Genomic DNA, 12,391 nt, shown 5'->3' with positions numbered 1-12,391 from the left:
GTCGAGGAGCAGGACGTCCTTGACCTCACCCTTCAGGACACCGGCCTGCAGCGCGGCGCCGATGGCGACGACCTCGTCCGGGTTCACACCCTTGTGCGGGTCCTTGCCCGTCAACTCCCGCACCAGCTCGGTCACCGCGGGCATCCGGGTCGAGCCGCCCACCAGGATCACGTGGTCGACGTCGGACACCTTGATCCTGGCGTCCCGCACCGCCTGGTGGAACGGCGTCTTGCAGCGCTCGAGCAGGTCGGCGGTCAGCTGCTCGAACTGAGCGCGCGTCAGCCGCTCGTCCAGGTGCAGCGGGCCCTCGGCGGAGGCACTCACATACGGCAGGTTGATCGACGTCTCCGTCGCCGCCGACAGCTCGATCTTCGCCTTCTCCGCGGCCTCGCGCAGACGCTGGAGAGCCATCTTGTCCTTGGCCAGGTCGACACCATGGCCGTTCTTGAACTGCTTCACCAGGTGGTCGACGACACGCTGGTCCCAGTCGTCACCACCGAGCTGCGTGTCACCGTTGGTGGCCTTCACCTCGACCAGGCCCTCGCCGATCTCCAGGAGCGACACGTCGAAGGTGCCGCCACCGAGGTCGAAGACCAGGATGGTGTGGTCGTTCTCCTTGTCCAGGCCGTAGGCGAGCGCCGCGGACGTCGGCTCGTTGATGATCCGCAGGACGTTGAGGCCCGCGATCTCACCGGCCTCCTTCGTCGCCGTGCGCTGGCTGTCGTTGAAGTACGCGGGCACGGTGACGACGGCGTCCGTCACGTCTTCTCCCAGGTACGCCTCGGCGTCCCGCTTCAGCTTCTGCAGCACCCGGGCCGAGATCTCCTGGGCGGTGTAGCGCCGGCCCTCGATCTCGCCGCTCTCCGGGAAACGCCACTGCGCGTCGCCGATATGACGCTTGACCGACCGCGCGGTGCGCTCCACGTTGGTCACGGCCTGCCGCTTGGCGACCTCACCGACCAGCACCTCGCCCTTCTTCGCGAAGGCGACCACGGACGGCGTGGTCCGGGCACCCTCGGTGTTCGTGACGACCGTGGGCTCGCCGCCCTCCAGGACGGAGACCACCGAGTTCGTCGTTCCGAGGTCGATTCCGACTGCACGCGACATGGCCCTCTCCTCAACCCAGCCCGTCTGGCGGCTACCCACAACCGGCCGGATCATGGAAGGAATCGAAGGAGTTGTGTCGTCATGGGCGACGGTGAGACGTGATGGCTCGGGTGGCCCTGGAAGGCGCGGAGATCGTCGTCCGGCTGTCCCCGCGCGAGACGCTGGCCGCACGCCGCAGACAGGTCCGGGTCCCGTTGAGCGCCCTCCGCGAGGTGCGCGTCGAGCCCGACTGGTGGCGGGCCCTGCGCGGGCTGCGCGGCCGCGGGCTCTGGATCCCCGACCGGCTGTGCGTGGGGACCCGCGTCCTGCCCGACGGGGAGGACTTCGCCGTGATCAAGCCGGGTGATCCCGTGCTCTGCGTCGAGCTGCGCCGCGACGCCGCGTTCCGCCGCCTGGCCGTCTCCGACCCCGATCCGGAGCGGGCCGTACGAGAACTCCGGCCGTTCGTCCCCACGGACCGGCTGGGCCGGGACGAGCCGACCGGTTTGCCGTAGGGGCCCAGGGGCACCCGTGAGGTGCGGGGTGACGGGTGGGAGAAATCGCGCCGTCACCACGCTCCGCATCCGGACGGACACGTCGAGTTCGGGTGGCCACCCGACCGTCGGTACCCACGCGTCTGGGGGACATCATGGAACTGGCCTTCCTCAAGCCTCTCTTCGCCCGGCCGGGCCCCTGGGCCTCGGTCTACATCGAGACCACACGCGCCACGGAGGACGCGGCGAAGATCCAGAAGCTCCGTGAGCGCGCCATCGCGGGACAGCTCATCGACGCGGGCGCCGACGGCTACACCACCAGGGCGGTGATGGAGCGGCTGGCGCACGAGCCCGTCTCGGGGACGCCACCCGGCCGGGCGCTGTTCGCCGCGGGCGCCGAGGTCGTCCTCGACGTCCCGCTCGCGCTTCCCCCGCCCGTCGGCGGGGCGACCTGGTCCCTGCTGCCCCACGTGGCACCGCTGGCCGCCCTGCGGGGCGAGACGCCGGCCTGCCTGGTGGCGTACATCGACCGTATGGGGGCCGATCTGGAGCTGCGCGAGGGGCACCGCCGTACGGCCGTGGGCGAGGCGCGTGGGACGGAGTGGCAGGGCCGCGGACACCGTGGGGTGCCCGCCGACCGCTACGAATGGCACTACCGCAACAAGGTCGAGAACGGCTGGAACGAGACCGCCGACATCATCGTGGCGGAGATCGTCAGGCAGTGGCCGCAGAGCGGCGCGGAGCTGCTCGTCCTGGCCGGTGACGTACGAGAGCGCAGGGCCGTGCACAACCGGCTGCCGGATCGGGTGCGGGACGTGACCGTCGAGCTGGAGAGCGGCGGCCGTTCCGCCGGGTCCGCCACGGCGGCGCTCGACCGCGAGATCGAGCAGGCGGGCGCGGCGTACGCGCAGGGCCGGCTTCGCACGGCGCTCGAACGGTTCCACCGGGGCCGGGGCAAGCCGGGCCAGCACCGCGAGTCCTCCGTGGACACCGGCCCCGGAGAGGCGGCGGAGGGAATTCCGGCGGTCGTGGACGCCGCGCGCAACCACCAGGTGGCGACCTTGCTGCTGACCCCGGAGGCCGCCGACGCGGGCCGCCAGGTCTGGGTCGGCCCGGGCGTCGACGAGGTGGCCGTGCAGCGCGGTGAGGCCCGTGCGATGGGCGTTCCCCGGCCCGAGCAGGCGAGGGCGGACGACGCGCTGCTGCGGGCGGCCGCGGCGGCCGACTGTGACGTGCTCGTGGTCCCCGAGGGGATGCGCGGCCCGGCGGGCGGACTGGGCGCGGTACTCCGCTGGAGTATGTGACCTGATCCGCCAGGCCGGGCGTGCTCTCCGGCGTGGCGCTTCAGCCCGGCGTGACGTTCTCCGCCTGGGGTCCCTTGGGGCCCTGGACGACGTCGAACTGGACCTTCTGTCCTTCGGTGAGTTCGCGGTATCCGGTGCTGGCGATGGCCGAGTAGTGGACGAAGACGTCCGGGCCGCCACCGTCCTGGGCGATGAAGCCGAAGCCCTTCTCCGCGTTGAACCACTTCACTGTTCCGGTTGCCATGGTGATCTCCTTGGCGAATGCGGACACCTCCATGGTCCCTCGGCGCGGCCGGGAAGTCCCGGCGGGTAGCGTGGTCGCATGGAACTCATCGGAGAGATCACGACCGATCGGCCCCTGCTCGTACTGGCCGTCAAGGAGGAGGCGCAGTTCCTCGACACGGATCTGCCGATCCTGCTCACCGGTATGGGCAAGGTGAACGCGGCGATCTCGCTGGCGACCGTGCTGGGCCGGGGCCCGCGCCCGTCCGGGGTCGTCAACCTAGGGACGGCCGGGGCGCTGCGGCCGGGGTGGACGGGAACGCACGTCGTGGGCACGGTGCTCCAGCACGATCTCGACAGCGAGCTGCTCGCGACGCTGACCGGTGAGACCTTCGGAGAGCCGCTGACCCTGCCGGACGGCGGTGACGTGATCCTGGCGACCGGCGACGCCTTCATCTCCGACGAGGCCGCCCGGGCCCGGCTCGCCGCGCGGGCCCCGCTGGTCGACATGGAGGGCTACGCCCTGGCGACCGCCGCCGGCCTGGCCGGGGTGCCGATCCGGATCGTCAAGCACGTGAGCGACGAGGCGGGCGACGGCGCGGCCAGGACGTGGCGGGAGTCGGTCGCGGACTGTGCCCGGGCGCTCGCGGACTGGGCCGAGGCCCACACTCCGTACCGCTCCTAGGGCCTGTCCGACCCGGCATCCGCCGGACGCCCCTGAGGCGTCGTCGGTGCGGCCGGGCCGAAGCGGCGGCGGTACGCGGACGGAGAGAGCCCCGTCTCGCGGTTCATCAGGGCACGCAGGTTGGCCGCGGTGCCCAGGCCGCTGGTGCGGGCGACGACGTCGAAGCGGGACTCGCCGCGCTCGATCAGACGGCAGGCCAGGGCCACCCGCTCACCGGTGAGCCAGGCCAGCGGGGTCGTACCGAGCTGGGCCCTGAACCGGCGGTGCAGCGTCGCCGGGCTGACGGCCGCGTGGGCGGCGAGGCCGGCAACGGTGAGGGGTGAGCCGAGGCCTTCCTGGGCCCAGGCGAGCAGCGGGGCGAGGGACTCGTCGGGCAGGTCCGGGACCGGACGCTCCACGAACTGGCGCTGTCCGCCGTCCCGGTGGGCCGCGAAGACGAGCCGGCGGCTGACCGAGTTGGCGATTTCCGCGCCGTGGTCGCGGCGGACCACGTGGAGGCCGAGGTCGAGGGCGGCGGCGCTGCCGGCGGCGGTGAGGATGTCGCCGTCGTCGACGAACAGGACGTCCGGTTCGAGGTGTACGGAGGGGAAGCGGGCGCGGAAGGACTCCGCCCACTGCCAGTGGGCGGTGGCGCGCCGGCCGTCGAGGACCCCGGCCTCGGCGAGAGTGAAGGCGCCGCTGCAGAAGCCGATGAGGCGTGCGCCGCGCGCGTGGGCGCGCCGGATCGCGTCGAGCACGGCGGGTCGGCGGGGTACCTCGACGTCGGGGCGGTTGGGGACGATGAGGGTGTCGGCGGTGTCGGCCGCCGCGAGGCCGGCGACGCCCGTGAGGGTGAAGAAGCCGTCCCGCATGAGGGTCCGGGGCTCGGGCGAGCAGAGCCGGAAGTCGTACAGGTCGCGCCCGAGCTCGGGGCGACGCAGGCCGAAGATCTCGGTGGCACAGCCCAGTTCGAAGGGGTTGGAGTTGGCGTCGACGATGACGACGACGCGGTGCGCCGACTCGTGCGAGGATCCTTGCGGCATGTGCTCTTTCTAGCACTCACGCCGGGCGGCGGGCGGGGCTCAGGATGGCTTCATGAGCCGACAGACCCCTGTGACCAGCGATCCCATCGCCCTCGCCACGGCGCTCGCCTCGTTCGAGGACCTGTGGAGTCCGCGCATCGTGACGCGGGTGAACGACTACGACGTACGCGTCGCCAAGGTGGCGGGCGAGCATGTGTGGCACGCGCACGACGACACCGACGAGTTCTTCCTCGTGATCGACGGCGAGCTGCGCATCTCGCTGCGGGAGGAGGGCGTCGAGCGCACGGTGTCGCTCCCACGCGGCTCGGCCTTCACCGTCCCCCGGGGCGTGGAGCACCGCCCGTACGCCCCGTCCGGCGCGTCGATCCTGCTCTTCGAACCGACGGGAACGCTGTCGGTCGGCGACCGCCACGACGAGATCCCACCCCACATCGACGCGACAACGGGCCACACCCTCGGCGAGTGAGCCACGCCCCGAGCACACTCACACCGGGAACGCCGCCTGAAAGGCGAGGCGCTGGTCCGCGCCGTCGCCGATCCGCCCCAGCAGATCGTCGAGCGCGAGGATTCCTCCCAGGGCTGCCTGCCGGTGGCCTCGGTCAGCCGGGCGACGACGAGGTCCTCAAGCTCCGGGACGCGCTTGTTCTTCCACGCCTTGTCGGCCGTGCTCACCAGGAGGTCCTCGAAGGCGACGGCGGGATCCGACCACGAGGCGTGGGTGGCGGCGAAGCGCGCGAGGTCCGGGGTGACGCCGTGAGCAAGCAGCAGGCCGCGGCCCGCCTCCTCGTGCGAGGAGCCGGGCCCGGTCAGTTCGTCGGTGTACACCGTCTTGCCGATGTCGTGCGTGGCGGCGCCGAAGAGAACGGCGTCGCGGTCGACGACGAGGCCCGGACAGCGCCCCTCCACCCAGTCGACCAGCTGAGCGGCCACGTCGTGGACGGCACGCAGGTGGGCGGCAAGGCGGGGTGGGGCGTCGAGGGACTCCAAGAGAGCCGCGGCGGTCGGCGGAAGCGGCCGCAGCGGAGGGTCGGCAGGGGTGTGCAGGGCTCGCAGCAGGGCTTCGGAGGAGGGCACCCGGTCAGGCTACTTAGCCGGATGGCTCACGGGGTGTGGAACTTTGCCTCGGGGTAGGCGGGGTGGGGGCCGTGCAGGAGGGGGTGGGGGTGGTTGCGTAGGTGTTGGTCGAAGAAGGCGGCGACGTAGGTGCGGGTGACCGTGACCGCGCGCTCGGCGGGGAGCGGGGGCTGGGGCAGGCCGAAGTGGTGTGAGATGACCGGGCTGTCGGAGAAGGTGAAGTGCTCCGCGCCCGCCACGGTCACCCAGCGCTTCCAGCCGTCGAGCGTCGGCCAGGTGCGGTCCCAGCTCGTGTCGGTGCCGCCGGGGCGGTGCATCGCGTCGTCGGTGCCGAGCATCATGAAGGGGCGTCCCCGGAGGCCCTCGGCGGGAAGCCGGTCCCAGAAGGCGCCGTCCATGTTGATCCCGGCGTCGATGCGCCGGTCGGCGACCATCACGGTGGCCGCGCTCGCGCCGCCGATCGAGTGGCCGGCCATGCCGACCCGGGTCGCGTCGATCGTGCGGGAGTACCGCCACGCCGGATGCCGACCGGTCAGCCGATTCAGTACGTACGTCATGTCCCCGGCCCGCGCCGCCGTGACCCGGCCCGGGTCGGCGCCGCCCTCGTCGACCGCCTCGCACGCCACGCAGGTAAGCATCCGTCCGCCGGGGACGGCGGTGCCGAGCGACTCGTAGGCGTGGTCGACGGAGGCGACGACGAAGCCGCGGGAGGCCAGGTCCTCGGCGAGGTGCGTGAGGGTGTACCGGGGCGCGCCGAAGCCGGGCGACAGGAGAACCAGAGGGTGCTTGCCCGGCGCCGGACGGACGTCGACCCGCCCGTGCGTCCGCATCCCCGCCAACTCCTCGGCGGGTACGGCTGATTCGATGCCCATCCCGCGGACGAGGAGTCGCGCCTCCTCGGTCGTGGCGTAGGGCGCGGGACGCCCTCCGCCGGGGCGCGCCGCCGGGTAGTGGACGGTGACCATGAGCTCCCGCCCGTCGGCCTCGGGAACCCACGGGTCGGTGCGCGAGCGATCGACGAGATGGAGGACGGAGCTGCCGACGGCGTACGCGCCGGTGGGCGCGGGGAGTTGGGCACGGGAGGAGGACGCCGTGACGGCCACGGCCCCGGCTCGGGGTGCCGCGGCGGACGCGGGAACTGCGGCGGCGACGGGTAAGGAGAGCGCACAGGCGAGAAGGGCGGCCGTTGCCGCCCGGGTGAAGTCGACCATGTTCCGCAGGCTATGACCGGCCTACCACCGGAAGCGTCACCCCGGAGGCGCACATCGGGCCCGCGCCCCTCAGCCCGAAGTCGCACACCGCACCGCACAGGCGGAGAACCGTCCTTGACAGTGCGGAAGGCCGCCTGCCTAAGCTGAGGCACTCCTTTCCGGATGTGTGGAGGCACCCGTGCGGACACCGACTGCGACGCCCCGTGGTGGCGTGCGGGCCGGTGCGCGGCTGAGCTGCCGACGGCATGTCGACTTCTGCCGTACCTCCTCCGCCATCTGTCCTTCCGCGCACGTCTGATCACCTCCTCCACGGACGCGTCCTCGACGCGCCCGCGGTTTCACGTGTGCCTCGGGAAGGACCCCCATGCCCCACCCAGCCCTGCATCTCGCCATCGAGATCGACGGCGACGGTGCCCATCCGGCCGCCTGGCGCCGGGCCGCCCACGCGCCCGGCGAGTTGCTGACCCCTCGTCGGCTCGCCCGGGTGGCGGCCGTCGCCGAGAACGCCGGCTTCACCCTCGTCACCCTGGACGACAGCCTGCTCCCGCCCGGCTCCGGCACCGACCCGGTGGGACGCATCGGCGCGGTGGAGCGCGCCGCGTTCATCGCCGCGTCGACCGGTGTGCTCGGCATCGCCCCGGCCGTCGCCACGACCTACGCCGAGCCGTTCCACATCTCCTCGCAGCTCGCCTCGCTCGATCACGTGTCCACCGGCCGCGCCGCCTGGGTGGTGACCACCGAGGAGAGCGCCGAGGCCGCCCGGGCCTGGGGACGGCCACGCGTGGAAGGCGCCGAAGCGCTCGGCCGGGAGGCCCGTGACGGGGTACGCGTGGTCCGCGACCTGTGGGACTCCTGGGAGGACGACGCCGTCGTCCGCTCCGTTGCCACCAGCCGCTATCTCGACCGGGACCGCCTGCACTACATCGACTTCACCGGCGAGACGTACGCGGTCAAGGGTCCCGCGATCGTGCCGCGACCGCCCCAGGGCCGGCCCGTGGTGATCGCCCGCTCCGGTCTCGTACCGCACGACCTCCTCGACATCGCCCTGGTCGGCGGCGCCACCCCGGCGGAGGCGGGCGAGGCCGCGGCCGGCGCCGGTGCGCCGCTGGCGTTCGCCGAGGTCGAGGTGGCGCTGGACACGCCGCGGGAGTCGGCCCGGGAGCGGATCGCGGACCTGGAGCGCCACGCGCCCTGGGAGCCACCCGCGTCGCACGACGGGACCCGGCTGCGCTACACCGGATCCGCGTCCGGACTTGTGGCGCTGCTCGAGGAGTTGAGCCGTCACGTCGACGGCGTACGGCTGCACCCCCTCGTCCTCGACGAGGATCTGGCCGTGCTGTCCCGCCTGGTCCTGCCGGAACTCTTCGTCCGGCGGATCGCCGTCCGCCCGCTGCCGGGTGCCACGCTGCGCACCGCACTGGGTCTCCCCCGTCCCGACAGCCGCTTCGCCGAGGAGGCCCGATGACCCGCGACGATCTCACCGACGTGCCCTACCCGGACGCCCAGTTGCACTTCGGCGTCTTCTTCCAGGGGGTCAACCACTGGACGATCTGGTCCGATCCGGCGAGTGGTTCGCAGATCGACCCGGCCTCCTTCCGGCGAGTCGCGCAGACCGCCGAGCGGGGGCTCTTCGACGCCTTCTTCCTCGGCGACGGCCTGCGGCTGCGCGAGGTGGACGGCCGCATCCACGACCTGGACGTCGCCGGACGCCCCGACTCGATCACCCAGCTCGCCGCGCTGGCGGCCGTGACGGACCGGATCGGTCTGGTCAGCACCTCGAACACCACGTTCAACGAGCCGGGTGACCTCGCCCGCCGCCTGGCGGGGCTCGACCTCCTCTCACAGGGCCGGGCCGGCTGGAACGTCGTCACCACCGACAACGCCTGGACGGGCGCCAACTTCCGGCGCGGCGGATTCCTCGACCATGCCGACCGCTACCTGCGTGCGGAGGAGTTCCTGACCGCCGCCCGGGCGATCTGGGACGGCTGGGCGGACGGCGCCGTCACCGACACCTCCGACGCGCGGTCCTGGTCGGTGCCCGGCGCGGTGAGCCGCGTGCGGTACATCGGCGCGCAGTTCGATCTGGACCTCGCGCCCACGCTGCCGCGCAGCGCGCAGGGCCATCCGGTGATCTTCCAGGCGGGCGACTCGGCGGAGGGCCGCGACTTCGCCGCGCGCCAGGCGGACGTCATCTTCTCCGCCCACGGGACCGAGTTCGACGACGCGCTCGCCTTCGCCGAGGACATCCGGCGCCGGCTCCGGGCGGCGGGCCGGCCGGAGGACGACCTGCGGATCCTGCCGGGTACGGAGATCATCATCGGGGCCACCGAGAAGGAGGCGGAGGAGAAGGCGCGCTGGGTTCGGCTCGAACAGGTCACGCCCGCCACCGCGCTGGGCATCGCCGGTCTGCTGTGGGGCATCGATCTGTCGGGGCGCGACGCCGACGGGCCGCTGCCCGCCGAGGACCCGGTGGTGGTGGAGAACACGGGCGCGTTCGGCTCGCGCAGGATCGCCGATCCACGGGCCGTGGTGGCCGAGTGGTGCGCGAAGGCCGAGGCCAACGGCTGGTCCCTGCGCGAAACGGTCATCGAACTGGGGCCGCAGCGCGGTCATGTGGGCACGCCCGCCGGCCTGGCCGAGAAGTTCGTACGCTTCGCGCGCCACGGCGCGATCGACGGCTTCAACATCTCGCCGTATCTGATTCCGGACGGGCTCGACGACATCGTGGATCTGCTCGTTCCGGAGCTCCAGGAACGGGGGGCGTACCGGACCGCCTACACCGGCACGACGCTCAGGGAGCATCTGGGCCTGCGCGAGGCACGCCGTCCGGCGAGCGCCGAGAGCTAGGACGGGGTACGGCGCCGGGAGGGGCGGCGCACGTCCCGCCCCCCTCCGGCCCCGCCTGCCGGGGCCGGGGCCCAGCCTGCCGGTCCCTGCCAGGTCCGGCCTCGTCCGGCGCGGGGTCAGGATGGCGGGCGGAGGCACCAGAGAGCGCATGAGCAGCGCGCGAGGCACGAACCCGGGCTTGAACGACACCGACTGCCCCGATTTCCACGTTTGGGACGGGTGCGGCCCGTGACGGCACGCGTGTTCCCGGCGGTCTCCCCCGTGCGGTCGGCCGGAGGCGAGCCCATCCTGGAGGGGTGGGCCCCGCCCGGAGCCGCCCCGCGGTGCGGGTGGAGCTTCGTGCGCCCCCGATGCGGACGCGAGCGCCGGGCCGCGTTCCGAGCAGGATGCCCACCGGATGCGGTGCCCGTGGCGCGAGTCGCTCGCGGGGCGGGTGCCGCCGGTGCGAGGGAGGCGGGACGGATGAGCGGGTCCGGGTCGGAGACGGGCGGCAAGGCGCGGTTCGACGACATCTACGACCGGCCCGACCCACGGGCGTACTTCCGACGGCTGGCGCCGCTGGAGTACGAGATTCCGCAGCAGGCCCAGGCCGCCTTCCGGCGCGCGGCGGCCGAGCGGGGCGGCGGGACGGTGCTCGACCTGTGCTGCTCGTACGGGATCAACGCCGCGCTGCTCAACCACGACGTCACCCTGGCGGAGCTGTACGCGCGCTACACCGATCCGGCGGTCGACGGGCTGACATCCGCCGAACTCGCCGTGCGGGACAAGGAGTTCTACGCCGCCCGGCGCCGCTCCGACGCGGCACCGGTCATCGGGCTCGACGTCGCGGGCCACGCGCTGCGGTACGCCCGCGAGGTCGGCCTCCTCGACGACGTCTTCGCGGAGAACCTGGAGGAGGGCGCACCGCCGAGCCCCCGGCTGCGGGCCGCGATGGCCGACGTCGGGCTGATCACGCTGACCGGCGGCGGCAGCTACCTCACCCGGCGCACCTTCGCCGCGCTGCTCGAATGGACCGGTCGGCCGGTGCGGGTGAGCGCGTTCGTGCTGCGGACCGTCTCGTACCGGCCGATCGCCGAGTGTCTGGCGGCCCACGGCCTGCGGACCGTCGCCGATCCGTCGCGGACGTATCCGCAGCGGCTGTTCACCGACGACCGCGAGCAGCGATTCGCCGTCGAGGCGGTGCGGGAGCTGGGGGCGGATCCGGAGGGGCGCGAGTCGGAGGGCCGGTTCCACACGGTGCTGTACGAGTCGGTGCCGGTGGAGATGCCTTAGGGCGACGGCTTCCCTTGTGGCGTGGGCTCCTCTTGGGGTCGGCGTACGACGAGGACCGCCGCCACGTCGTCGTCGAGGCCGTCCGCGCCGTAGGTGGTCAGGTCACGGTGGAGCAGTTCGGGGAGGCGTTCGCCCGGCTCCGCCGCCCAGCCGGACATGCGCTCCTCCAGGGGGTAGAAGGTGCCGGCGAGGTCGCGGGTCTCGCTCACTCCGTCGGTGAACAGCAGCAGCCGGTCCCCGGGCCCGAAGGGGACCTCCTCCACCCGGTGGCGGGCGTCGAACAGGGCGGCCAGGTTGAGCGGCAGGGAGGGATCGCCGAAGTCGACGGGACGTACGCCGGCGCGGGTCTGGAGCAGCGGGGCGGGGTGGCCGCAGCTGAGGAGCCGTACGACGTCGCCGTCGTCGGGGATCTCGACGAGGACGACGGTGGCGAAGCGTTCGGCCGCGTCGGAATCGGGATCCCAGGCCCCGTAGCGTTCGAGCCCCTCCTCCAGCCGGTCGGCGAGCGCGGGCAGGTCGGGGGCGTCATTGACGGCCGCGCGGAAGAAGCCGAGCAGTACGGACGCGGTCTCCACGGCTCCCAGCCCCTTGCCCTGGACGTCGCCGAGCATCAGGCGTACGGCGCCGGGCACGCGGACGCCCTCGTAGAAATCGCCGCCGATCCGGGCCTTGGCAGCCGCCGCGACGTACAGCAGGTGGAGGTCGACGTCGCCGAGTCGGGGCGCGAGCGGACGGAGCACCACGCGCTGGACGACCTCGGCAACGGCGGTGAGCTCGCGCAGGTCCTGGTCGTAGCGCAGCCGGACCCGGCTCACCCAGACGGCGACCAGGGTCACCGCCGCCAGGACCACCTCGGTCGCGACGATGTCGGGAACGAACTGCAGGTCCCTGTCCCTGTCCGCGGCGAGCAGCGGGGCAAGGACCATGGCGAGCAGACCGATGGCCGCCGTGCCCCGGACGCTCCAGGTGACGGCGGCGAGGGCGGGCGCGGCGGCCAGGAGCCGGTCGTAGCGTTCCTCGTCGGCGGTGAGGAGGTCGGCGAGTACCGTCAGGACCATGACCAGGACCGGCAGCGCCCGGCCGATGTTGATCTGCGTGCGCGGCCGGGACAAGGGCCGGCCACGGTGCTCACCTGAGGGCATTTCGTGATCGTACGCAGTGAGGGCGGCGGGGG

At 72.9% G+C, this 12,391-nt stretch carries 12 protein-coding genes and 1 pseudogene; 7 read left to right on the top strand and 6 right to left on the bottom strand.

Going from position 1 to position 12,391, the window contains the following annotated elements:
• Positions 1 to 1,107: Hsp70 family protein (locus tag ABZ939_RS20200; protein WP_361856643.1), on the bottom strand; the 1,107-nt coding region annotated here is incomplete at its 3' end.
• 101 nt (positions 1,108 to 1,208) lie between these two features.
• On the opposite strand from ABZ939_RS20200, the gene ABZ939_RS20195 reads away from it, so the two are divergent.
• Positions 1,209 to 1,601, top strand: a complete 393-nt coding sequence (locus ABZ939_RS20195; protein WP_361856640.1) for a hypothetical protein — start codon at positions 1,209 to 1,211, stop codon at positions 1,599 to 1,601.
• 134 nt (positions 1,602 to 1,735) lie between these two features.
• The gene (locus ABZ939_RS20190) at positions 1,736 to 2,884 is read left to right on the top strand and encodes a hypothetical protein (protein ID WP_361856637.1); all 1,149 of its coding nucleotides are present in this window, start codon (positions 1,736 to 1,738) and stop codon (positions 2,882 to 2,884) included.
• Positions 2,885 to 2,924: 40 nt separating this feature from the next.
• On the opposite strand, the gene ABZ939_RS20185 is transcribed toward ABZ939_RS20190, so the two are convergent.
• Positions 2,925 to 3,128 carry a cold-shock protein gene (locus ABZ939_RS20185; RefSeq protein ID WP_361856635.1) on the bottom strand — a complete coding sequence of 68 codons (204 nt, stop codon included), beginning with the start codon at positions 3,126 to 3,128 and terminating at the stop codon, positions 2,925 to 2,927.
• Positions 3,129 to 3,206: 78 nt separating this feature from the next.
• On the opposite strand from ABZ939_RS20185, the gene ABZ939_RS20180 reads away from it, so the two are divergent.
• Entirely contained in the window at positions 3,207 to 3,791 is a 585-nt protein-coding gene (locus tag ABZ939_RS20180) for a nucleosidase (RefSeq protein ID WP_361856632.1), read from the top strand.
• Here the strand turns inward: ABZ939_RS20180 and ABZ939_RS20175 are convergent.
• Positions 3,788 to 4,813 carry a helix-turn-helix domain-containing protein gene (locus ABZ939_RS20175; RefSeq protein WP_361856629.1) on the bottom strand — a complete coding sequence of 342 codons (1,026 nt, stop codon included), beginning with the start codon at positions 4,811 to 4,813 and terminating at the stop codon, positions 3,788 to 3,790. The genes ABZ939_RS20180 and ABZ939_RS20175 overlap by 4 nt on opposite strands.
• A 70-nt stretch (positions 4,814 to 4,883) precedes the next feature.
• On the opposite strand from ABZ939_RS20175, the gene ABZ939_RS20170 reads away from it, so the two are divergent.
• Positions 4,884 to 5,279 (top strand): cupin domain-containing protein, encoded by a 396-nt coding sequence (locus tag ABZ939_RS20170; protein ID WP_361856660.1) that lies wholly within the window; start codon positions 4,884 to 4,886, stop codon positions 5,277 to 5,279.
• Positions 5,280 to 5,297: 18 nt separating this feature from the next.
• Here ABZ939_RS20170 and ABZ939_RS20165 read toward each other — a convergent pair.
• Positions 5,298 to 5,869 (bottom strand): annotated as a pseudogene (locus ABZ939_RS20165) (HD domain-containing protein).
• A 44-nt stretch (positions 5,870 to 5,913) separates the two neighbouring features.
• Complete coding sequence (locus ABZ939_RS20160) at positions 5,914 to 7,098, bottom strand: alpha/beta hydrolase (protein WP_361856626.1); 1,185 nt, start codon at positions 7,096 to 7,098, stop codon at positions 5,914 to 5,916.
• A 364-nt stretch (positions 7,099 to 7,462) separates the two neighbouring features.
• On the opposite strand from ABZ939_RS20160, the gene ABZ939_RS20155 reads away from it, so the two are divergent.
• The 3 genes from ABZ939_RS20155 to ABZ939_RS20145 all read left to right on the top strand — a co-directional run bounded on the left by ABZ939_RS20155 (position 7,463) and on the right by ABZ939_RS20145 (position 11,217).
• A complete protein-coding gene (locus ABZ939_RS20155) occupies positions 7,463 to 8,563 on the top strand; it encodes an LLM class flavin-dependent oxidoreductase (protein WP_361856623.1) in 1,101 nt (366 codons plus the stop codon).
• The gene (locus ABZ939_RS20150; RefSeq protein ID WP_361856621.1) at positions 8,560 to 9,945 is read left to right on the top strand and encodes an NtaA/DmoA family FMN-dependent monooxygenase; all 1,386 of its coding nucleotides are present in this window, start codon (positions 8,560 to 8,562) and stop codon (positions 9,943 to 9,945) included. Before ABZ939_RS20155 ends, ABZ939_RS20150 begins: the two co-directional genes overlap by 4 nt.
• A 462-nt stretch (positions 9,946 to 10,407) precedes the next feature.
• A complete protein-coding gene (locus ABZ939_RS20145; protein ID WP_361856618.1) occupies positions 10,408 to 11,217 on the top strand; it encodes a hypothetical protein in 810 nt (269 codons plus the stop codon).
• Here the strand turns inward: ABZ939_RS20145 and ABZ939_RS20140 are convergent.
• The gene (locus ABZ939_RS20140; protein ID WP_361856615.1) at positions 11,214 to 12,359 is read right to left on the bottom strand and encodes a PP2C family protein-serine/threonine phosphatase; all 1,146 of its coding nucleotides are present in this window, start codon (positions 12,357 to 12,359) and stop codon (positions 11,214 to 11,216) included. The two genes, ABZ939_RS20145 and ABZ939_RS20140, sit on opposite strands and share 4 nt — an antisense overlap.
• Between the last annotated feature and the right edge of the window lie 32 nt (positions 12,360 to 12,391).

Origin of the sequence: Streptomyces sp. NPDC046712 (assembly GCF_040645695.1) — a bacterium.
GTDB lineage: Bacteria > Actinomycetota > Actinomycetes > Streptomycetales > Streptomycetaceae > Streptomyces.
The sequence above is the reverse complement of the archived record's forward strand: the minus strand, read 5'-3'. Positions and strand labels throughout refer to the sequence as shown.

Coding starts and splice junctions, on each gene's coding strand:
- ABZ939_RS20195 (WP_361856640.1), top strand. CDS start 1,209: ATGGCTCGGGTGGCCCTGGAAGGCGCGGAGATCGTCGTCCGGCTGTCC.
- ABZ939_RS20190 (WP_361856637.1), top strand. CDS start 1,736: ATGGAACTGGCCTTCCTCAAGCCTCTCTTCGCCCGGCCGGGCCCCTGG.
- ABZ939_RS20185 (WP_361856635.1), bottom strand. CDS start 3,128: ATGGCAACCGGAACAGTGAAGTGGTTCAACGCGGAGAAGGGCTTCGGC.
- ABZ939_RS20180 (WP_361856632.1), top strand. CDS start 3,207: ATGGAACTCATCGGAGAGATCACGACCGATCGGCCCCTGCTCGTACTG.
- ABZ939_RS20175 (WP_361856629.1), bottom strand. CDS start 4,813: ATGCCGCAAGGATCCTCGCACGAGTCGGCGCACCGCGTCGTCGTCATC.
- ABZ939_RS20160 (WP_361856626.1), bottom strand. CDS start 7,098: ATGGTCGACTTCACCCGGGCGGCAACGGCCGCCCTTCTCGCCTGTGCG.
- ABZ939_RS20155 (WP_361856623.1), top strand. CDS start 7,463: ATGCCCCACCCAGCCCTGCATCTCGCCATCGAGATCGACGGCGACGGT.
- ABZ939_RS20150 (WP_361856621.1), top strand. CDS start 8,560: ATGACCCGCGACGATCTCACCGACGTGCCCTACCCGGACGCCCAGTTG.
- ABZ939_RS20145 (WP_361856618.1), top strand. CDS start 10,408: ATGAGCGGGTCCGGGTCGGAGACGGGCGGCAAGGCGCGGTTCGACGAC.
- ABZ939_RS20140 (WP_361856615.1), bottom strand. CDS start 12,359: ATGCCCTCAGGTGAGCACCGTGGCCGGCCCTTGTCCCGGCCGCGCACG.